General features: G+C 65.3%; 18 protein-coding genes and 1 pseudogene. 8 read left to right on the forward strand and 11 right to left on the reverse strand.

Annotated features, from left to right (window positions below):
- Nucleotides 1–283: 283 nt before the first annotated feature.
- Entirely contained in the window at nucleotides 284–904 is a 621-nt protein-coding gene (locus R5O87_RS16140) for an MBL fold metallo-hydrolase (RefSeq protein ID WP_462836319.1), read from the reverse strand.
- Nucleotides 901–2,032 (reverse strand): annotated as a pseudogene (locus R5O87_RS16145) (S-(hydroxymethyl)mycothiol dehydrogenase). The gene R5O87_RS16140 and the pseudogene R5O87_RS16145 overlap by 4 nt, the downstream one beginning before the upstream one ends.
- Before the next feature lie 180 nt (nucleotides 2,033–2,212).
- Between R5O87_RS16145 and R5O87_RS16150 the strand changes: the two are divergent.
- A complete protein-coding gene (locus tag R5O87_RS16150; protein WP_410558540.1) occupies nucleotides 2,213–2,545 on the forward strand; it encodes a DUF6457 domain-containing protein in 333 nt (110 codons plus the stop codon).
- A gap of 85 nt (nucleotides 2,546–2,630) precedes the next feature.
- Here the strand turns inward: R5O87_RS16150 and R5O87_RS16155 are convergent, their stop codons facing one another.
- The gene (locus R5O87_RS16155) at nucleotides 2,631–4,529 is read right to left on the reverse strand and encodes a BCCT family transporter (RefSeq protein ID WP_410558541.1); all 1,899 of its coding nucleotides are present in this window, start codon (nucleotides 4,527–4,529) and stop codon (nucleotides 2,631–2,633) included.
- A gap of 347 nt (nucleotides 4,530–4,876) precedes the next feature.
- Between R5O87_RS16155 and R5O87_RS16160 the strand changes: the two genes are divergently transcribed.
- The 3 genes from R5O87_RS16160 to R5O87_RS16170 all read left to right on the forward strand — a co-directional run bounded on the left by R5O87_RS16160 (nucleotide 4,877) and on the right by R5O87_RS16170 (nucleotide 8,767).
- Complete coding sequence (locus tag R5O87_RS16160; protein WP_410558542.1) at nucleotides 4,877–6,097, forward strand: NAD(P)/FAD-dependent oxidoreductase; 1,221 nt, start codon at nucleotides 4,877–4,879, stop codon at nucleotides 6,095–6,097.
- 87 nt (nucleotides 6,098–6,184) lie between these two features.
- Nucleotides 6,185–7,408: an aromatic ring-hydroxylating oxygenase subunit alpha gene (locus tag R5O87_RS16165; protein ID WP_410555559.1), complete on the forward strand. Its 1,224-nt coding sequence runs from the start codon at nucleotides 6,185–6,187 to the stop codon at nucleotides 7,406–7,408.
- Nucleotides 7,409–7,510: 102 nt separating this feature from the next.
- Complete coding sequence (locus R5O87_RS16170; protein WP_410555560.1) at nucleotides 7,511–8,767, forward strand: macrolide family glycosyltransferase; 1,257 nt, start codon at nucleotides 7,511–7,513, stop codon at nucleotides 8,765–8,767.
- A gap of 9 nt (nucleotides 8,768–8,776) precedes the next feature.
- Here R5O87_RS16170 and R5O87_RS16175 read toward each other — a convergent pair whose 3' ends face one another.
- On the reverse strand, nucleotides 8,777–9,592 hold the full coding sequence (locus R5O87_RS16175; protein ID WP_410555561.1) for an IclR family transcriptional regulator: 816 nt from the start codon (nucleotides 9,590–9,592) through the stop codon (nucleotides 8,777–8,779).
- Nucleotides 9,593–9,716: 124 nt separating this feature from the next.
- Nucleotides 9,717–10,289, reverse strand: a complete 573-nt coding sequence (locus tag R5O87_RS16180) for a GNAT family N-acetyltransferase (RefSeq protein WP_410555562.1) — start codon at nucleotides 10,287–10,289, stop codon at nucleotides 9,717–9,719.
- A gap of 203 nt (nucleotides 10,290–10,492) precedes the next feature.
- On the opposite strand from R5O87_RS16180, the gene R5O87_RS16185 reads away from it, so the two are divergent.
- Nucleotides 10,493–12,178 carry an HNH endonuclease gene (locus R5O87_RS16185; RefSeq protein ID WP_410555563.1) on the forward strand — a complete coding sequence of 562 codons (1,686 nt, stop codon included), beginning with the start codon at nucleotides 10,493–10,495 and terminating at the stop codon, nucleotides 12,176–12,178.
- Here R5O87_RS16185 and R5O87_RS16190 read toward each other — a convergent pair.
- On the reverse strand, nucleotides 12,175–13,497 hold the full coding sequence (locus R5O87_RS16190; RefSeq protein ID WP_410555564.1) for a helix-turn-helix transcriptional regulator: 1,323 nt from the start codon (nucleotides 13,495–13,497) through the stop codon (nucleotides 12,175–12,177). The two genes, R5O87_RS16185 and R5O87_RS16190, sit on opposite strands and share 4 nt — an antisense overlap.
- Nucleotides 13,498–13,647: 150 nt before the next feature.
- Between R5O87_RS16190 and hxlA the strand changes: the two genes are divergently transcribed.
- Complete coding sequence (gene hxlA, locus R5O87_RS16195) at nucleotides 13,648–14,271, forward strand: 3-hexulose-6-phosphate synthase (protein WP_410555565.1); 624 nt, start codon at nucleotides 13,648–13,650, stop codon at nucleotides 14,269–14,271.
- A 123-nt stretch (nucleotides 14,272–14,394) separates the two neighbouring features.
- On the opposite strand, the gene R5O87_RS16200 is transcribed toward hxlA, so the two are convergent.
- On the reverse strand, nucleotides 14,395–14,778 hold the full coding sequence (locus tag R5O87_RS16200) for a hypothetical protein (protein ID WP_410555566.1): 384 nt from the start codon (nucleotides 14,776–14,778) through the stop codon (nucleotides 14,395–14,397).
- 195 nt (nucleotides 14,779–14,973) lie between these two features.
- On the reverse strand, nucleotides 14,974–15,978 hold the full coding sequence (locus R5O87_RS16205; RefSeq protein WP_410555705.1) for an EAL domain-containing protein: 1,005 nt from the start codon (nucleotides 15,976–15,978) through the stop codon (nucleotides 14,974–14,976).
- Between the two features lie 192 nt (nucleotides 15,979–16,170).
- Here R5O87_RS16205 and R5O87_RS16210 point away from each other — a divergent pair, with 192 nt between their 5' ends.
- Complete coding sequence (locus R5O87_RS16210; RefSeq protein WP_410555567.1) at nucleotides 16,171–16,710, forward strand: hypothetical protein; 540 nt, start codon at nucleotides 16,171–16,173, stop codon at nucleotides 16,708–16,710.
- Between the two features lie 88 nt (nucleotides 16,711–16,798).
- Here R5O87_RS16210 and R5O87_RS16215 read toward each other — a convergent pair whose 3' ends face one another.
- Nucleotides 16,799–17,581 (reverse strand): helix-turn-helix transcriptional regulator, encoded by a 783-nt coding sequence (locus R5O87_RS16215; protein WP_410555568.1) that lies wholly within the window; start codon nucleotides 17,579–17,581, stop codon nucleotides 16,799–16,801.
- A gap of 498 nt (nucleotides 17,582–18,079) precedes the next feature.
- Between R5O87_RS16215 and R5O87_RS16220 the strand changes: the two genes are divergently transcribed.
- Nucleotides 18,080–19,372 (forward strand): CBM96 family carbohydrate-binding protein, encoded by a 1,293-nt coding sequence (locus tag R5O87_RS16220; RefSeq protein ID WP_410555569.1) that lies wholly within the window; start codon nucleotides 18,080–18,082, stop codon nucleotides 19,370–19,372.
- A gap of 12 nt (nucleotides 19,373–19,384) precedes the next feature.
- Here R5O87_RS16220 and R5O87_RS16225 read toward each other — a convergent pair whose 3' ends face one another.
- Entirely contained in the window at nucleotides 19,385–19,858 is a 474-nt protein-coding gene (locus R5O87_RS16225) for a hypothetical protein (protein ID WP_410555570.1), read from the reverse strand.
- 144 nt (nucleotides 19,859–20,002) lie between these two features.
- Nucleotides 20,003–20,674 (reverse strand): GntR family transcriptional regulator, encoded by a 672-nt coding sequence (locus R5O87_RS16230; protein ID WP_410555571.1) that lies wholly within the window; start codon nucleotides 20,672–20,674, stop codon nucleotides 20,003–20,005.
- Nucleotides 20,675–20,813 lie beyond the last annotated feature (139 nt).

Raw genomic sequence — 20,813 nt, forward strand, 5'->3', positions numbered from 1 at the left:
GGCTGCGCTTCACCCCGCGGACAGGTTCGGCGGGTACTCGGACTCCGCGGCCAGGGAGGCGCCGTCCGGGATTATGACTTGCTACGTGGGACCGCGCGGGGGATCCTCTCGTGTTCCGTACTAATCAACAGGATTCGGTTTATGCAACAGCGTGCGTCAGGTCACAGTCCATTGTCAAAAACATGACATGGGGAGTGCGGCCGCTTAAATGGCGCAGCGAACGGCCCCCATCACTGCCTGGCGGGGGCCGTTCGCTGCGTGCCGGGTTTTACCCGGCTACCCCTTACTGGGTGACTTTGGCGAGTGTTTCGCGTTCGGCGGTGATGGTGGTGTTCTCGCCGTGTCCGGTCCTGACGATGGTGTCCGCGGGGAGGGTGAGGAGGCGTTCGCGGATGGAGGTCAGGATGGTGGGGTAGTCGCTGTAGGACCGCCCGGTGGCTCCGGGTCCGCCGTTGAACAGGGTGTCGCCGGTGAACACGGTCCCCTCGGTTGCGAGGTGGAAGCAGGTGGAGCCGGGTGAGTGGCCCGGGGTGTGGATCGCCTTCAGCATCGCCCCGGCGACGTGGAACTCGTCCCCGTCCGTGATGTCCCGGTCGGGGGTGGTGCCGGGGTAGACCTGTTCCCAGAGGACCTGGTCCTCGGGGTTCAGGTGGATCGGGGCGCCGACGGTGTCGGCGAGTTCGCGGGCGGCGCCGATGTGGTCGTTGTGCGCGTGCGTGAGCAGGATCGCCAGGACCTTCCGGCCCCGGACTGCGTTGATGATCGCGGCCGCGTCGTGCGGGGAATCAATGACCACGCACTCCTCATCGTTGCCGACGATCCAGACGTTGTTGTCCACATCCCAGGTCCCGCCGTCCAGCGAGAACGTGCCGGAGGTGACGAGGTTTTCGATCGTGACGCTCATGCGGATGCCCCCTGGGCTGGTGCGGGCCGGGTGGCGGTGGCGGGCTGGATCTCCACGACGGAGCGCAGGACCTTGCCTTCGTGCATCTTGTCGAAGGCTTCCTCGACCTGGTCGATGGTGATCCGTTCGGACACGAACGCGTCCAGGTCCAGGTTCCCGGCCTTGTAGTGCGAGACCAGCATCGGGAAGTCGCGGGAGGGCAGGCAGTCCCCGTACCAGGAGGACTTCAGCGACCCGCCCCGGCCAAACACGTCCAGCAACGGCAGCTCCAGGACCATCTCCGGGGTAGGGACACCCACCAGCACCACGCGGCCGGCGAGGTCACGGGCGTAGAAGGCCTGCTTGTAGGTTTCCGGGCGTCCGACGGCCTCGATCACCACGTCCGCGCCGTTCCCGCCGGTGAGTTCCCGGATCGCCTCCACCGGGTCGGAGGTGCGGAGTTCACCCGTGCGTGGCGCCCAGCGACTTGGCCATCTGGATCTTGTTCTCGTCAATGTCCACGGCGATGATCGTCGTCGCCCCGGCCAGCTTCGCGCCCGCGATCGCCGCGATCCCGACCCCGCCGCAGCCGATCACGGCCACCGACTCGCCACGCCGGACCTCACCGGTGTTGATCGCCGCCCCGATCCCGGCCATCACACCACAGCCCAGCAAACCCACCGCCGCCGGATCGGCATCCTCATCAACCCTGGTGCACTGGCCCGCGGCGACCAGGGTCTTCTCCGCGAACGCCCCGATCCCCAGCGCCGGCGACAACACCGTGCCGTCCTCCAACGTCATCTTCTGCGTCGCGTTGGCCGTGTTGAAACAGTACTGCGGCTGGCCCTTCGCACACGCCCGGCACTGCCCGCACACCGCACGCCAGTTCAGAATCACCCGATCACCCGGGGCAACCTCCGTGACACCCTCACCCACCGCAGACACCACACCGGTGGCCTCATGACCCAACAGATACGGGAACTCATCACCAATGCCACCCAGCTTGTAATGCAAATCCGTATGGCACACCCCGCACGTCAGAACATCAACCAAAGCCTCCCCCGGACCCGGATCCGGCACCAAAATCGTCTCCACCGACACCGGAGCATCCTTCGCCCTGACAACAACTGCCTTCACTTTATGAACCATAAGATCGCGTTCCTTTCGGGTTTTCTGCGGCTGACACAGTCCACCCGAACGCGCGGGGCTGATATGCCTTTGATATTTGTGAGCTAGATAACTGATATATAAGCGATCGTAGGCGCCGGGCCTTGCTGCGTCAACGCGGCCGGCGCAAGCTGAACGAACTGTTCTGTGTAAGGAGAGATCATGGCAGTCAATGACGAAATGCAGACCCTGGCGGAGTGGTGTGAGCAGCTGGCGAGGGCGTTGGAGATCCCTGATCTCGACGTCGATCAGGAACTGCTGCTGGATCTGGCGCGCAAATCCGCGGATCAGGTCATACATGCCGCGGCGCCGGTGACGGCCTTCATGGTGGGCTATGTGGCGGGCCAGAAAGCCGGGACAGACGATGCCGGCTCTGCAGGGGCGAGGGAGGCGACCGCCCGCGCCGCGGACATCGCGTTCCGGCTCTGTGAGGACCGGGCCGGGGGCGAGGGCGGCAAGGATGCCGGGCGCGCCAGCTCGGCCGGAGCGGGGTAGGGGCCAACGCAAGAACGGCCGGAACCGGTGGCTTGTGCCACCCGGATCCGGCCGCCCGTGCTCATTGCTTAATACCGCTCAGAGCCTAGTGACGCCTGCCCCCCTGCGGATCGAGCTCATCCTTGGCGCACCGTTCGTCACATTCGTGCTTGGTCACCAAGTCGAACTGGACGCCGCCGTGCTGCTCAACGCCGCTGCGGATGGACCGTTCGACGACGGAGGTCACCAGCCGCCTGCGAAGTGACAGCGGGTCCCGGCGCAGGTCTCGTGTCAGGGCAAAGCACATCAGGAACATCACCACGACGAAGGGCAGTGCTGACACGATGGTGATCCGTTGCAGTCCGGCCAGCGCCTCGGCCGGTTTGTCGCCGCCGGCGAGAAGCATCACCGCGGCCACAGCACCGGTGAGGGCGCCCCAGAAGATGACGACGCCGCGGCGCGGTTCTTCAGCGCCGTTGGAGCTGAGCGAGCCCATCACGATGGAAGCCGCATCGGCGCCGGTGACGAAGAAGATGGCCACCAGGACCATCGCCAGGACGGCGACCGCGCCGGCAATGGCGTTGGGCAGCGGCAGGTGGTGCAGCAGGTCGAACAGGGCGCCGTCGAAGGAAATCGAGGGAGTCCCGTCGACGATCTTGGCCAGGCCATCACCGGTGTCGGGGGTGGCATCCGCCTTGGACTGGATGTTGATTGCGGCGCCGCCGAAGATGCCGAACCAGATCACGCTGACGATGCTGGGGACCAGCAGGACCCCGGTGACGAACTGGCGGATGGTGCGGCCGCGGCTGATGCGGGCGATGAACAGGCCGACGAAGGGAGTCCAGGAAACCCACCAGGCCCAGTAGAAAATGGTCCAGCCGGACATCCAGGTGCGGAGCGCGTCGTCGCCGACGGCCTCGGTGCGGGATGCCATCTCGGCCAGGTCACGGGCATAGTCGCCGACTGCTGCCGGGATCAGGTTCAGGATGAACAGCGTCGGCCCGGCCACGAACACGATGACGGCCAGGACTGCGGCCAGGACCATGTTGATGTTGGACAGCCACTGGATGCCGCGGCTGATTCCGGAGACTGCCGAGGCCACGAAGCAGGCTGTAAGTACAGCCACGATGACCACCAGAACGGGGGTGGCAAGCTGGCCGCCGATCCAGCCGTTGGACGCCATGCCGCTGCCGATCTGCAGCGCTCCGAGTCCGAGCGATGCTGCGGTTCCGAAGAGCGTGGCGAAGATGGCCAGCATATTGATGACCTTGCCGACGGGACCTTCCACCCTGCGGATGCCGAACAGCGACGTGAAGACCGTGGAAATGAGCTGCTTGCGGCCGAGGCGGTAGGTTCCGTAGGCCATGGCAACGCCCACCACTGCGTACATGGCCCAAGGGTGCAGGGTCCAGTGGAAGATCGAGGTTGCCATTGCCGTCTGGACGGCCGCGGGAGTCTGGCCGTCAACGGTGCCCGGCGGCGGGGAGATGTAGTGGTAGAGCGGTTCGGCCACGCCGTAGAACATCAGGCCAATGCCCATGCCGGCGGCGAACATCATCGACACCCACGAGACCATGGAGTATTCGGGCTTTTCCGCGTCCTTCCCGAGCGGAATGTTCCCGAAGCGGCTGACCGCCAGCCACAGCACGTAGACCACGAACAGCGAAGAAAGGGCAACGAACAGCCAGCCGGTGTTCTCCATGACCCAGTCAAGGACCACCTGGGAGGTTGCTGCCAGGTTCTCCTTGCCGGCAAAGCCCCAAATTACAAAGGCCAGCGTGAGCAGTCCGGCGACGCCGAAAACTACTTTGTCGAGGCCTCCCTGCCGGAACAGCTGGCTGCTGCGCCGGGCTTCTTCGTGTTCTGATTCGGTTTCCCGCAGGGCCTGAAGGATTTCCAGGTCTTCCTGCGGAGTTTCAGGTTCTTGCGCCAAGGCCGGATCCACCCCCGAGGCCCGACCGTCTTCACTGCTTTCATCGATAGTGACTTCACTATTGATTGTCATTGAGGGTTTTCCTTAATTGAATATGTGAGGACGGCCCAGCCGCGGCCGCCGGTAAGCGCCCGGCCCCAGGTTTGGCTCGTCCTCTGAGTCGACAGCCAGGATGGTCGCCATCGACGATCCTGGCTACGTGGATGCGGACCGACATTCTTGCCGGGAGCAGTAGGGCTGCCCTGAGTTCCGCAGTAATCAACACACTTCGCCTTCAGCAACAGAGTGCGCTAGCTCACACGCGTTGTCAAGGACTTTTTGTTGCCGCCGTCACTTCTTGACAGTGGGCATGTGATGCAGCACTCTGTTGCTTATCGTGATTGTTGTTGCGCATAAAGCAATTAAGAAAGAAGTGAACTATGCAGACGCTTGCGATCGTGGGAGCTTCGCTGGCTGGCCTCTCGGCAGCCCGGGCCGCCCGCGCTCAAGGCTTCTCGGGACGGCTGGTCATCATTGGCGATGAGCATCACCGTCCCTATGACAGGCCGCCCCTGTCCAAGGATTTCCTGCTCGGCACCATTACAGCAGAAGACCTCTTCCTTGAGACCGACGACGATGGACTGAACGCGGAGTGGCTTCTGGGAGGCGGCGCCGCCGGTCTGGATGCAGACACACGGACCATCCGCCTCAATGACGGCCGCACCGTCACCGCAGACGGGATTGTCATCGCGACCGGTGCACGGGCCCGCCAGATCCCCGCCCTCACCGGCCTCGACAACGTGTTCTACCTGCGGACCATGGCTGATGCCCAGGGCTTGACCCCCCGTTTGGTCGCCGGCGCCCGCATGATCGTGATCGGGGCCGGCTTCGTCGGTGCCGAGGTTGCCTCCTCCGCCGCGTCACGCGGGATGGAGGTGACCATGATCAACAACGCGCCGGTCCCGTTCACGGCCCAGCTCGGACGGGACATGGGATCCGTGGTGGCCGACCTCCACGAGGCCAATGGCGTGAACCTGATCTGTGGCACCGGCATCGACGAGTTCCACACCGCCGCGAACAGCGTGACCGGACTTCGCCTGGCTGATGGCAGGGAACTGGCCGCTGACGTGGTGGTGGTGGGGATCGGTGCGGAGCCGAATGTTGAGTGGCTTGCCGGGTCGGGCGTGGAGGTCGACGGCGGGGTGTTGTGTGATGCGATGGGGCGCACCAGTGTTCCGGGCATTGTTGCGGTGGGGGACTGTGCTGCCTGGTTCGACGCTGCTGTTGACCGGCACCGCCGGGTGGAGCACTGGACCGGTGCCCTGGAGCGGGCGGCGCTGGCTGTGCAGGCCCTGCTGGGGAGCGACTCCGCGGACGGCGACACCCCGGCGCAGCCGTTGAAGCCGCCGTATTTCTGGTCGGACCAGCACGGGGTGAAGATCCAGTTCGCCGGCCACTCAACGGGTCACGACCGCCTGGAAATCGAGGCCGGCGACCCCAGCGAACACAACTTTCTCGCTGTTTACTACCGGGGCGAGGACGCGGTGGCGGTTCTGGGCATGAACCAGCCGCGGCTGTTCACCAAATGGCGGAGAAGCCTGGTGACGCCGGCACCCAAGCCCGCAGCCGCCGTCGCACCCGCCGCTGCAACCGCGCACTAGACAAAAACCGGGCCGCCAAACCGGCGCCCCTACAAGAGTTCATTAGATTTCCCGCGCACTAGCCAGTGCCAACCTGAGGAGAGCAAATTGTCTGTTGAGGTATCCACGCCGAGCCTGATCCCGACGTTGGGCGGTCATCTGTACACGGATCCGGTGATTTTCCGGGCGGAGCAGGAGCGTATTTTCGAGCAGATGTGGTTCTGCGCGATCCGGTCTTCGGATCTGGACAAGCCGGGGGCGTGGCAGACGGTGCAGATCGGCCGGGAAAGCGTGTTGATCTCGCGGACGCGCAAGGGCGAGATCCGGGCCTTCTACAACGTGTGCCGGCACCGCGGGGTGAAGCTGTGCATGGAGGAAAAGGGTGAAGCGGCCCGGAATTTCCAGTGCCCGTACCACGCCTGGACGTATGACTTCGAGGGCAAGCTGATCGCGGCCCCGAACCTGACCAAGATGCCGGACATCGACCGGGACGAGTACGGCCTGTCCAAGGTCCACATCCGTGAGTACCTGGGTTATGTGTGGGTCTGCCTGGCCGAGGAACCGCCGTCCTTCGAGGAAGAAGTGATGGGCGCGATCGAGGAACGCCTGGGCAACGTGCACGCCATCGACGGGTACGACGTCGCGAACCTGTCCGTGGGCCGCCGGATCCGGTATGACGTGAAGGCGAACTGGAAGCTGATCATTGAGAACTTCATGGAGTGCTACCACTGCGCCACGATCCACCCGGAACTGACCGAGGTCCTGCCGGAGTTCGCTGACGGCCTGGCCGCCCAGTATTTTGTGGGCCACGGGGCGGAGTTCGGTGAGGACATCAAGGGCTTTACCGTGGACGGGTCCGAGGGCCTGGACGTGATCCCGGGTGTGGCCGAGGACCAGGACCGCCGGTACTACGCGATCACGATCAAGCCGACCGTGTTCGTGAACCTGGTCCCGGACCACGTGATCATCCACCGGATGTTCCCGATGTCCGCGGACCACACGATCGTTGAATGCGACTGGCTGTACCTGCCCTCCGTGGTGGAGTCCGGCAAGGACGTCAGCGCCTCTGTTGAGCTGTTCCACCGGGTGAACATGCAGGACTTCGACGCCTGCGAACGCTGCCAGCCGGGCATGGCCTCCAAGTCCTACGCCAAGGGCGGGGTGCTGGTCCCGTCCGAGCACCACATCGGCGCGTTCCACGACTGGGTCCAGGAAAAGGTCGGCGACGTCCCGCTCTCCGGCGAAGCCCTGCTCGGCCTCACCGCCGACACCCCGCCACTGGAGCAGCGCGCCGAAACCCTCCAGCGCAAAGAAACCACCCCCACCACCTAAAACCGCTGACCGCTGATTGAGCCTGCCCGAATCCGGGCGGGCTCAATCGGTTTTTAAGCGCGTACGATGATCCTGTCGCTGCCCGGCGGAGGAGTATCAGTCATGCATTTCACCATTGTTTGCCTTCCAGCCACGGGCCACGTGAACCCCACGCTGCCCGTAGTCGCGGAGCTGGTCCGCAGGGGCCACCGCGTCACCTATGCCACCTCGGCCAAGTACGCGGCCGCCGTCGAATCTGCCGGGGCAGTCTTTTTCGAGAACGGCGAGGACCTGTCTTCGCAGTTTCCCCGGTTCAGCGCGGCTCCTCCCGGCGGCACCGCCAAGGACGACGCCGGCGGCTCGCCCCGGGCGGGCATGCTCGCCGGGCTGGGGTCCGGCATGATGTCGGGGCTGCTTGACCGGCTGCTGGAAAGGGCGCGGGAGGAATTCCCCGCTTTGCTGTCCCGTCTCGCCGCGGATCAGCCGGATGCGGTCTGCTACGACGCGATGACCCTCGCCGGGAAGATGGCCGCGATGAAGCTTGATCTGCCGGACATCGCGTTGCTGCCGACCTATGCCACCAATGAACATTTCTCGATGCGGGAGCTGATGCCCTCGCGTGCACCTGCGGAAATGCGGGCGGCGTGGAATCAGGCCCGCGAGCTCATCGAGAATTTCGCCAGGGAGCAGGGATTGGCCGGGTTCAACTTCATGGAAGGACCTCCGGCGTCCCTGAACATCTGCTTCATCCCGCGGGAATTCCAGCCCGCAGGGGACACCTTCGATGGCCGTTTCCACTTCGTGGGGCCCAGTCTTGGCCGGAGGGGCAGCGAGGAGGAATGGCAGCCCCGCCGAAAGGACGCGCCGCTGCTGTTCATTTCGCTGGGAACCACGCCCTTGAACGACCGGCCGGATTTCTTCCGCATGTGCATGGAGGCCTTTGCCGGCACAGAGTGGCAGGTGGCCATGGCCGTCGGCGACCGTCTGGAGGTGTCCGAACTCGGGGAAATCCCGCCGAACGTGGAGGTCCGGCCCTTCTTTCCGCAGCTGGATGTCCTGCGGCATGCCGATGTGTTCCTCTCCCACACGGGGATGAACTCGACCATGGAGGCGCTGTATCTGGGCGTCCCCCTGGTGGCGTTTCCGCTGCAGCCGGAGCAGGAAGCCAACGCCCGCCGCGTCGAGGACCTGGGACTGGGCCGCCGCCTTCCTGCCGAGGGCGTCACCCCGGATTCGATTCGCGAAGCGGTGGCGGAGGTTAGCCAGGACCAGGAGATCCGGCGCAACATTGCGGCGATGAGCCAGCGCGTCCGCAACTCCGGCGGAGCAACCGCGGCCGCCGATGCCATGGAGAAGTACGTGCTCGGCTTGGCCCGCTGATTGAGCTTGTCAGCGCCGCGTGTAGCCCATATTGGCGCTGATCCGCAGGCCGGCCTGGCCCAGGCCCTCCACGAGGCCCGGTACGTTCTCCGGGTCGAAGCGGAACGCCGGGCCGGAGATGCTGACTGCCCCGATCACCGTTCCCAGGTGGTTGTAGACCGGCACCGCCATGGAGTTCAGCCCTATTTCGAACTCTTCGAGGGTCACCGCGTAGCCGTCGTGGGCAGCGTCGATCAGCTGTTTTTCGAGTTTGTCGCGTTTGGTGATGGTCCGCGGCGTCCGGGCCGGCAGTCCCGTCTCCGTCAGGATGCGCTCACGTTCTTCCGCGGCCAGGGCCGCGAGCAGGACCTTACCGCTCGACGTCGCGTGCAGGGGAGTCAGGCTTCCCACCCAGTCATAGGTGGCGAGGGTTGATGGCCCCATCGCCTGGTCCACGTTGACGGCGTAGTTGGAGCGGAGTACGGCGAGGTTGACGGTTTCCTTGAATTCCTCGGCCAGGGTCTCGAGTACCGGGCGCGCCTCGCGGACCAGGCTCAGCCGGCCAGGAATGGAACTGGCCAGGCGAAGGATGCCGAAGCCCAGCTGGTACTTGCCCCGTTCGCTGTTCTGGTGGACCATCTCCCTGCCAACGAGCGAACCGAGCAGCCTGGACACAGTGGACTTGTGGATGCCCATCTCCTCGGCGATTTCGCTCACGCCGGCATGGCCGTCGCGGGCCAGGATCTCCAGGACGGCAAGCGCCCGGTCGACGGACTGGACGCCGCCCTGCTGGCCGCCGTCGCCCTCGGCGTCGGCATCGGATTCCAGAACATTGTTCGAAGCCATGTCCCGATCCTATGCCGGGAAGTGTGACGGAGCCGACATCGCGTTAAGCCGGGTAACGCCGTCGGGCATCATGCTCAGGGAGTCTATTCAGCGCAGAGCCCTTCAATCAGCCCAGATCCTCCAGTCAGCCCAGGTCAAGGCGCATCAGCACGCGCGGGAAGCCGTTGAGCACGGAGTCGGTGTCGGCAGCCTTGGTGAAGCCTGCCGCCTCGAAGAGCTTGCGTGTGCCAACGTAGGCCATGGTTAGGTCCACCTTCTGGCCCTGGTTGTCCACTGGATAACCCTCGATGGCTGGCGCGCCGTAGGAGCGGGCAAAGTCGACGGCGCCCTGCAGCAGCCGGTGGGAGATTCCCTTGCCGCGGTACCCCGGCCGGACCCGGATGCACCACACAGACCAGACGTCCAGATCGTCCACGTGGGGGATGCGGCGGTTGCGGGCAAAGCTGGTATCGGCGCGCGGGTGGACACCTGCCCACCCAACTACCTCCCCGCCGTCGTACGCCAGAACGCCGGGCGGCGGATCCTCCGTAAGCAGTTCCCGGACCAGGTCCCCGCGCTCTGTGCCCCGAAGCTCGACGTTCTGTTTGGAGGGGATGCGGTAGCTCAGGCACCAGCACACCGTCGCGTCCGGCCGCTTGGGCCCCACCACCGCTTTCACGTCCTCAAACTGCGTCGCCGGCCGAACTTCGATCGCCATGCCGCCACCCTGCCACCAGCCCCAAGCGGAGGCAAGCGCCAGCCACCCAACTGTGTAGCAGCACAGGGCGTTCTCAGCGCTGGGAACCCCCTGAAGTGCTACTTGGTTTTCGTTCTGGGATGATTCGAGAAAACTTTTGGATCCGGCCGCATCTGGCGCCTGATCGGCCCTTTATTGTCGGACCCCCTTGGCAGACTGTGTTCATGGAAGGCTTCGGGAATTCGGCACTGACAGCAGGGGCGCCGCGCGGCGTTGTTCTGCTGGCTGCTGGGGTTCCTGGCGCCCTTTGCCACGTCCCTGACGCCGCGGTTCTCGACGCCGATCCGTATTACGGGTTGCCTTATGACGATGATCTGGACGCCGTGTATCCGGCCTCGTTGCCGGAGGACCCGTTTCCTGAGGTCCTGTTTGCGGAGCGTCCGTTCGACGGGGACCTCTTTGACGACGGCGGTCCCTCCGGCGCCGTTACCCCCCGGCACGCTGTGGCCGGTGCACCTCCAACAACCTCCGGCTGGCTTCTTCCGGCAGCTGACCTCACGGCCGACAACGCCGGGCTGATCGACCAGGTCCGCGCGTACGAGAACGTCAAGTGCTGGGCCGCCGGGCAACAGGCAAGGCTTTCCGTCACCTTCGAGGCCCGGCTCCGGCAGGAATCCACCGACAGACCGGTCCTGGACGCCGAGGAGGACCTGGGCAAAGACCGCACCAAAGACCGGGGCAAAGACCGCGGCCCGGGCGCGGCCGAGCAGATCGCGCTGGCCCGGGGCGAGTCCCCGAACCGCGGGCAGAGGCTCCTCGGCACGGCCAAAGCCCTGGTGCAGATGCCCCACACCCGGGCCGCCCTGGAGACCGGGCAGCTGAACGAAGAACGCGTCACGCACTTCGTGAAAGAGACCGCCTGCCTGAGCCCGGCCGACCGGGCCGCCGTTGATGAGGAACTCGCCGCCGACACCGGAACCTTCACCGGCGCCGGAACCCGGGCCGTCATCGCCGCTGTCCGCGCCGCCGCCATCCGGCGCGACCCCCGCTCCGTCGCCCAACGCGCCAGCCACGCCGTCTCCGAACGGAGAGTCAGCCTGCGCCCCGCACCGGACTGCATGACCTACCTGACAGCCCTGCTGCCCGTCCACGAAGGCGTCACCGTGTACGCGGCGCTGACCCGTCACGCCGATACCCTCCACGCCGCAGGAGACCCACGCTCCCGCGACCAGATCAAGGCCGACACCCTGGTCGAAAGGACCACCGGCACCCCCGGCGGCATCACCGGCATCGAACTCAACCTCATCATCACCGACCACACCCTCCTCCAAGGCGACTCCGAACCCGCCCGGATCCCCGGCTACGGCATCATCCCCGGCTACTTCGCCCGCAACCTGCTAACCCAAGGGCAAGAAGAGCCGGGTCGCGGGCCAAAAGCCCCGGACGCGGCAGCCGAGGTCGATCCAACCAGCCTGCAAGAACTCACGACCTGGGTCCGGCGGCTCTACACCGCACCCGGCACCGGCGACCTCGTCGCCATGGACTCGAAACGTCGCCTGTTCCCGCCCAAGCTGCGCCGCTTCATCCACCTCCGCGACGACACCTGCCGCACACCATACTGCGACGCCCCCATCCGCCACCACGACCACATCATCCCCTGGCACAACGACGGCCCCACCACCGTCGCCAACGGCGCCGGACTCTGCGAAGCCTGCAACCACACCAAAGAACTCCCCGGCTGGAAAGCCCAACCCAGACCAGGACCCCGGCACACCATCGAAATCACCACACCCACCGGCCACACCTACCAATCCACAGCGCCGCCACTCCCGGGTAGCAGGCTGCGCACAGTCGCACAGCCGGGAATCAGTGAAGCTGGAACCGGGCAGCACTCCTCGCGCAGTCCCTAACGCAGGCCGTTGCTGTGCGCCAGGGCGATCGCCTCGGTGCGCGACGTCGCGCCGAGCTTGCGGTAGATGTTGCGGAGGTGGAACTTCACCGTATTCTCGCTGACGTGCAGCATGGCCGCGATGGCGCGGTTGCGCTGCCCGGCGGCCAGCAGCTGCAGCACCTCGAGTTCGCGGTCGCCCAGGTTCCATGCGCCGACGTCGGGCAGTTTGCGCTCCGGCGGGTCCAACGGAAGGGTGACGGCGACGTCGGCCCCCCAACCCTTCATCAGGTCAATCGTCATCCGGCCGTCCAGGACTTCCACCCGTTGCACTAGCCGGACGATGCTGGGGGCCTCGCGCGAAAGATTGCCCTGGCCGTCGTCGCGGACGTTGATAAGGAGGTTCTCGCCGTCGCAATCCCATTGGGTGCGGATGCGGCGCACGTCCGGCTGCTCAACCATGGCGAGCACCAGGCCCCTGACGATGGCCCGGGCAGCGTGCGCCACTTCCCCGGGAAGGGCCCGGCCGTTGACCGGGGGCTCGATGAACTGCACGTCGATGCCGCTGAAATGCATCAGCGGGCGGAGATCCTCGCGGAGGCGCTGGAATGCCGTGGCAACAGGTTCCTCAACGAGTTCCGTGGTGCGGTCGTTGACCGTCCGCAGTTCCACCAACGCCTTGGCGGCCAAATCGGTGGCGGACTTCCGTGCCGCCTCGTCGGCGAGCGAGGGAGCCCGCAGCGCCGCAAGCAGGGTCTCCAGCGTTGTGGAGTGCCGGTCCACCAGCTCTGCCGTGACCCTGACCCGTTCGGCTGACGCCGCCCGGGACTCGATAAGGTACGACGGCGGTGCATCCGCCACCTTTTCGCGGATACGCTCGGCTGCGAGGTTCCACAGATAGCGGACCAGCCACGGCACCGCAGTCTCCTGCCCGGCAGGCTCAGCACCGCTACCGCCGGTGACCGGCCGGGGATCGACCAGGACCAGCAGCGCATTCGTCGGCGAGGGGAGGGCGAGGACCGGATGTTCCCGCCCGCCGATCGGCGCCTGGCCCTGCCACTTTTCGTCTCCCGACAGCGTCGCCTTGATGGCGTCCAGTTCGGCGATGGAAACCTGGCTGATCACGGCTTCGTCGCCGGACTTCTTCTGCGGCCGGCCCGTGCAGTCTTCGGTGAAGATCACGAGGGCGGTGCTGTGCAAGTAGGGGAGGATGGCTTCGTGCAGCCGCTGGGCAATCTCGGCCAGTGGTGCGGAGGAGAGGGACGCAATCGCCTCCAGCAGAGGCTTCACACCTTCGGCGGTGCCGGGCGTCAGGGAAAGAGCAGTGGCGGTGACTGACACCTGTCCATTGTATAAAAATCTGCGGTGCCGCCTATCCCTTTGGGTGGGAAAGACTGTCCGATTATGTCGTGGCGCCCACCCGCCTGGCCTTCGAGGATGGAACCAGGGAAAAACCAATCCTGAAAGACCTCACGAACAAAGGAAAGAATCATGAAGCTCCAAGTTGCCATCGACCTCCTGACCACCGAAGCTGCCCTCGAGCTGGCCGGCAAGGTTGCCGAGCACGTTGACATCATCGAACTGGGCACCCCGCTGATCAAGGCAGAAGGCCTCTCCGTCATCACCGCCGTGAAGAACGCGCACCCGGACAAGGTTGTCTTCGCTGACCTGAAGACCATGGACGCCGGCGAGCTCGAAGCTGACATCGCCTTCAAGGCCGGCGCCGACCTCGTCACCGTGCTCGGTTCTGCCGATGACTCCACCATCGCCGGTGCGGTCAAGGCAGCCCAGGCCCACAACAAGGGTGTTGTCGTTGACCTGATCGGCATCGCTGACAAGGTCACCCGTGCCAAGGAAGTCCGCGCCCTGGGTGCGAAGTTCGTTGAGATGCACGCCGGCCTGGACGAGCAGGCCAAGCCGGGCTTTGACCTGAACGGTCTGCTCAAGGCCGGTGCCGAAGCCCGCGTTCCGTTCTCCGTGGCCGGCGGCGTGAAGCTCGCCACCATCGGTGACGTGCAGAAAGCCGGCGCCGACGTCGCCGTCGCCGGCGGCGCCATCTACGGTGCAGCCGACCCCGCACTGGCCGCCAAGGAACTCCGCGCAGCCATCGTCTAGGTCTTTCCTGACTCGAAATTCGACGGCTTCAAAGCCGACGGCGGCACCCGCCGCCGGGGCGGTCCGCACCGACAGGTGCGGGCCGCCCTCGGTGTTTAGGCGGTTGTTCCGGAACGGGCCCGGCTACGAGCAAGAATCCCCGTCTGAATCGACACCGGGCAGGGATTTGAGGACCACCTCCGTAGTCGCGCCGTTTGGTGACTGGCCGGAGGCCTGGCCCCGCGCCCCCATATCGGCGGCAGCCTCCACCCCGGCCTCGGCCGACGGGTTCTGCTGCGTCCGGGTCTGCGCCGTCGTTTCCTGCGCAGACGTGTTCCTGTTGCGGTGGGTGGTCCTGTGTTCCCCGCGGCTGTGGTGGTCCGGGGAGGCAGTTGACACCAGGATCACAGCGTCGTCGGAGATCAGTTGCCTCGCCTGCCCCTGCGCGGTGAGCGTTCCACCGCCGGCCGTCCCCAGGATGATGGCTATGGCCGCCACAACGGCGGCATTACGCGTACGTGTTTTCATGTTGGCCTCTTCCGGACCGGGCGGCCTGCAACTCCGGCGCCGACGCCTGGAAAAAGAGGCCCTTTCTCGAAAGTTACGCCCGCTGGGCTAAGACAAAAAGCCCGCGGGCCAGATTAAGAGCGAACTCACAGTTTGGCTCCAGGCAGCGAACCGGTGCGATTCTCCCGCAACCGGCCGAGTGCGGACCGGGGACTTCTAGTGGCGCCCCTCCAGCGGATCGGTCTCACCGGTCCAGGCGGCCCAGTCCCGGGGGTCCACCGAGGGCCTGCCCAGCAGGTACCCCTGGCCTCTGGCGATTCCCAGTTTTACGACGGCGGCGAGTTCCTCGGGGCTTTCGATGCCCTCCGCGGACAGTGTGGCACCGGTTTGCTCGGCCAGTGCGAAGACGAAGGGAGGCGCAGCCGGCTGGTCTGCCGAGGCCACGGCGCCGGCGAGGAAGTCGCGGTCGACCTTGATGACGTCGGGGAGCAGGTGCAGAATCTGCTTCGCCGAGGTGGCGGCCGGACCGGAGCCGTCCACGGCGAGGCGCACGCCGTGCTGGCGCAGGGGGCTCAGGACTGCGGCGAGGCCCGCCAGTTCCCGGTCGGCGATGTCGCCCATGATTTCGATGACCATCCGGTCCGGGTCGACCGTCCCTCCCAGCATCAGCGCCTGAACGCGGGGGTCGGCACATGCCGTGGGGCTCAGGTTGAACGACGCATAAAGGTGGGGCGGAATCTCACCTGCGGCGGAAAGGGCGAGGTGCAGGGCCGCGATTTCCAAGTCCGGCCCGAGCCCCATGGCCGCCGCTCCGCGGAACCAGACGTCTGCGCTGGTCCCCTCATGGCTGACGAACCGCGCCAGCGCCTCAACCCCGATCACTGCTCCGCCGGGCAGTTGCCTGATGGGCTGGAAGGCTGTCAGCAGCATCCTCTTTCCCGGTGCGGCCGGGGTGTGCTCGGGAGAATCCTCCGCTGAATCCTCATGTGAGGAGGCGGGGACGTTCCTGGTGCTGATCAGGTGGTGCAGCAGTGCCTGTTCGGGGTCATCCATGTGGGTTGCCAGCAGATCGAGCAACTGCTCCCTGGCCCAGGCCTTCTGCGGATCGGAGTCCGCCAGCACATCGCTGATGATCTCCAGCACCTGACGCCGGAGAGTTTCTCCGTCCACGTTGCGGAACAGTTCCGGTGTATGTTCACCGTCCTGAGGCGACTCGTCCATGGCCTTCACACTACTCCTCGGTAGTTGCTGCCGCGATTGAGGCGGCACTGGTTCCGTAGGGCCGCCGGGTTCACAGCCTCCTGACAGTTTCCGAACAGCGGTGAACTAACCTGCTGCCGGATCTTTGATGAAGGGGCTAGGACAGATGCCCTTCCGTTCAAAAGCCGCATCGCGGCCGATCAAGGAGACAGCATGTCACGAACCAAACGAATCACCCTCGGAATCACCGCCGGCGCCCTGGCGCTGGGCGCCGGCCTGGGGGTTACCGGAATGGCCTCAGCCGCCACTACCCCGAGCCCCAGCGCAACGTCGAGTACCTCGACGGACAGCACTGCATCCACTGACGGCTTCCGGGGCCACAAGGGCGACCGAGGCCAGATCGCGGCAGACCTTGCCGCCAAGCTGGGTGTCGACCAAACGAAGGTGAGCGACGCAATCCAAGCGTTCCGCGAGGCCAATAAGCCGACGACGACACCGACCGAGGGCACCAGGCCTGACCGCACCGCCCAGGATGCAGCCCTGGCCAAGTCCCTCGCAAAGGCACTCGGCGTGGACGAAGCCAAGGTCACCGCGGCCCTGACGGAAATCCGCACGGCTGAGCAGGCCGAACGCGCTGCCGCGCTAAAGACCAGGCTGGACACGGCCGTCAAGGACGGCACCCTCACCCAGGCCGAAGCCGACGCCGTCACGAAGGCCGTCGAGAAAGGCGTGATCGGAGGCGGCGGCCACTAGCAAACCCAGGAACTGCATTCACCCCATGAATAGCATTCACCCATGACAGTGGAATCCCCCGGGAAGGTCCGGGGGATTCCCCGTTTTCTCAGATCCTGCCGTTTGTTACCACCGCCAGTGCCCGGTCCAGCAGACCCAGCCGGTCGGCCTTCTGGACGGCCATCAGGCGGTCGCCCACGTCGAGCTTGCGGTAGATGTGTTCGAGGTGCTTTTGGGCTGTCCGCGGCGAGATATTGAAATGATGGCCCAGCGACGTGGCGGTCAGCCCCTGGCCGAGCAGCCCCAAAATGGCCAGTTCCCGCTGGGTGAGCCCCGGCCCGTCTGCTGACGAGTCTTCCGAGGCCCAGGCGAGCTGCCGGTACAAGCCGGTCAGGACCGGTTGAAGTGCCATGGCCAGGGTGAGCTCATCCTGGTCGAACTCCCGGTCAGGCCTCGCCAGCAGGTAGGCGCGGTGGACCGGACCATCCAGGAGCAGTGGAATGGCCAATTGGTAGTTGATTCCCATCGGCCTGGCCAGATCCTGCCACTCGGACTGCATGCGCCGGCCAGCCACCTGGCTGGGAACCCGGGCAAGTGACTGGGGACCGGAAAGTCCTGTGACGGCGTACCAGCGCAGGAGCGGTTGCCAAGTGGCATCGGGAATGCGCGGGCCCGGCGGCAGCTTGGGGAGATAATCGCCGGGCCAGCAGCCCTCCATGTGGTCAACCCAGTCCGGCCCAACACTGCTGCGGCTGCAGCATGCGGCGTTGAACGAAGCGGTGAGCCGCTTCGAGATGTCCTCTTCCGGATTGGGGTGGGCCGCAAATGGGTGCTGCAGGAATTCCCCGACAAATTCCAGCCACTCCCGATATAACGCCTCATTCCGCGCCACGCCTGTATTCTAGCAATTAAGGTCGCGGCTCGCGCTGTTCTTATATTGAATGCTGGAATGACAATTGGTGATGATCACTTTGCAGAACTTGCTGACTGATTGTCGGCAAGCGGCATTTGCATAAAGACCATACGCAAAAGTGCGTACAGCCCTCCATTTATCGCGCTTTCTATAATGAGCCCACCGGCAAAAGGCACCGCTCCGTCCAGTCGGTCAGGGACGTGGAAGCCCTCGCCCGCCGCGGTTCCCGGGCAACGCCTGGGACGACATCGCACCACTATTTCATGCCCTCGCCAAGATGGGAATTTTCTCATGAAACTCCAATTGAGCTCTGTGGTTCCACGGGGCAATCTACGGAATAATCGTCCCTGTTCGAAGAATACGCATCTTCGACCATTTTCTGCGGCTGCAGCATTGTTGCTCACGGCCACTTTTTCTTTAACTGCCGTTCCGGCCCGGGCCGCCACAATTACCCTTGGGCCCACCGCCGACGCGGTCGTGAAAAGTGCGACACCCGGCACCAATTACGGCACGGCAACCGGCCTGAAGGCCGATAACAGCCCTGTGGAGATGTCGTTCCTGAAATTCGTCGTCACGGGTACCGGGGGCACGGTCACGGCCGCCAAGCTGCGGCTCTTCGTGGCTGACCCCTCGCCCTCTGGCGGACAGTTCCGCCACGTGCCTGACAACAGCTGGGCTGAGAGCTCCGTGACCTGGTCGAACGCCCCTGCCGCAAGCAGCACCAACATTGCCTCCGTGGGAGCCGTCAGCACCGGCACCTGGGTGGAAGTGGATGTCTTCAGCCTGGTCAAGGGCGACGGAACCTACTCATTGCGCATCAGCAGCACGAACTCCGATGGCGTTATCTACAACTCAAAGGAATTCAGCGACGCCGCCCGCCGGCCGCAGCTGGTCCTCACCACCGGCTCCACGCCTCCGCCGCCCCCGCCACCGCCGCCGAGCACCAACCCCTGCGGAACAACGGCCGCTCCGCCAGCGACCTATGACCACGTCATCTGGATCATCTTCGAGAACAAGAGGTACTCCCAGGTCATCGGCAGCCCGAGCGCACCGTACATGACCCAGACAGCCCAAAAGTGCGCCAGCCTGACCAACTGGAGCGACGCCGGGTCCGCGTTCCCTTCGCTGCCCAGCTATCTGGCAATGACATCCGGAAGCAACCAGGGCGTGACGTCGGACAGCAGCCCGGGGAGCCTTCCGCCCATCACCGCCGACAATCTCTTCCGCCAGGTCCGGGCACGCGGGCTGACCCAGAAGAGCTATCAGGAGGACATGCCGTCGAACTGCAGGCTGACTGATTCAGGCCTTTACGCGGTGCGGCACAATCCGGAGGCGTACTACCAGGGGACCGGCGACAGGGCCGCATGCGCAGCGAACAACGTCCCGCTCGGGACCACAACGTCCGGGAATCTGTTCAACGACCTGACGAACAACACGCTGCCCGGCTTCTCGCTCATCACTCCGAATGTCTGCAACGACACTCATGACTGCAGCATCACCACCGGCGACACATGGCTTTCGAGGTGGCTGCCGGTGATCCTGGCGAGCCAAAGCTACAAGGCCGGACGTACCGCCGTCGTTGTTCTGTATGACGAGGACACGCCCATTCCCAACTTTGTGGTGGCACCATCCATCATTCCGGGGACGGTCGTTACGGGTGCCTACAGCCACTACTCGCTGCTGCGCGCAACGGAGGAGATGTTGGGCATTACCAACCTCCTGCTGAATGCCGCAACCGCGCCTAGCCTTCGGCAACCGCTGAACCTCTAGTCCGCCAGTGGTTCAGCCCCGGTCCATGTTCACGGTCCAGGTGCCGCCGGTGTTGACCGAGGAGCACCGGAATTCCGTGGCCGCGGGCTTGCCGGCCGTGGGGTCAGCGTAGGAGCCGGTGGTTTGGTAGCTGCCGGTCTTCGCCCCGGCGGTGGACTTGGTGCCGGGCCGGACCTCGGCGGTGGGGTGCTTCTCGGTCACGCGCATTTCGCACACCGTGTTGGCCTCGTCCAAGAGCTCCGCGGCCGCTGGTTTCGCAGCCTCCTTAGTGGGGGAAGCGGAAGCCGGGGGAGCGGAGCTCGGCGCCTCAGTGGGGGTAGCGGCCGCCGCAGATGGCGGGGAAGCAGTGGCGGTCTGCCGGTCCGCCCGGGGTGCCGGCGCGGAAACGGCGATGGCCACACCCACCAGAATGGCCGCCACGGCAGCAAGGAGGATAAAAAGCAGACGACGCCGGGACGCGCCTTGAGGGGTGGGTGCAACGGACACGGCGTGCCTCTTTCGAAACGCTGGTCAGGCCTGGAAGTGGCAGGTACCTGGCCCTGCGGTCACCCTCATTGGCGGCGGACGTTTCTGGCAGAATAGCCGCCCGGGTGGCCGCCAACAAGGGCATGTGGCGGCCGCGCGAAAGTCCTACAGCACCTTGCGGATGGTTTCCTCGAAGCTCGTGACGTGGTGCAGCGCCAGCTCGCCCGCCTTGTCCGCGTCCCCTTCGGCCACGGCCCGGAGCAGGTCCACGTGCTCGCCGATGTGCCCGCTCACCGACGGGACCTTGTCCAGCACCAGGCACCAGATGCGCGTGGCGAGGTTGTCGTAGCGGATCAGGGTGTCCTCGAGGTGCGGGTTGGCCGCGGCGCGGTAGATTAGCCGGTGCACCGTCAGGTCGTAGCGCATGAGCTCCCGCGACTGCGCGGGGGTGGGGGCCAGCTCCGAGATGGCCTTGGCAACGTCCAGCAGTTCCTCGCGCATGGCGGCGTTGGCCCGCTTGGCGGCCCGGCGCGCGGCGAGCGGCTCAAGCAGTTCGCGGATTTCCGAGACGTCGGCCAGTTCGGTGAAGTCCACGGTGGTGGCGAATGTTCCCCGGCGCGGGTAGGACACCACCAGGTGGTCCACCTCCAGCCGCTTGATGGCCTCACGCACGGGCGTGCGGCCGAACCCGAGTTCGGCCGCCAGCTGGCCGTCATTGATGGGATCGCCAGGGCGGATGTCCAGCATGATCAGCTTGTCGCGCAGTTGCCGGTACGCGGCCTCGGCCTGGGATAGCGTTTCGTCCTCGGCGGGCGGCATGGCGGGAAGGGCATTCACAGCGGGACTCCGTTCATGGGCTCCAAGCGGAAGCGAAGTGCCATTTTGCTTCCTGGTATTGACTCTGTTGTGAGCTCAATCATACCATTGACCTCACACTGATATATCAGTCCCAAGCTAAGTGGTATTTCATAAGGAG

Source organism: Arthrobacter globiformis (assembly GCF_046536215.2).
GTDB classification, from domain to species: Bacteria; Actinomycetota; Actinomycetes; order Actinomycetales; family Micrococcaceae; genus Arthrobacter; species Arthrobacter globiformis_E.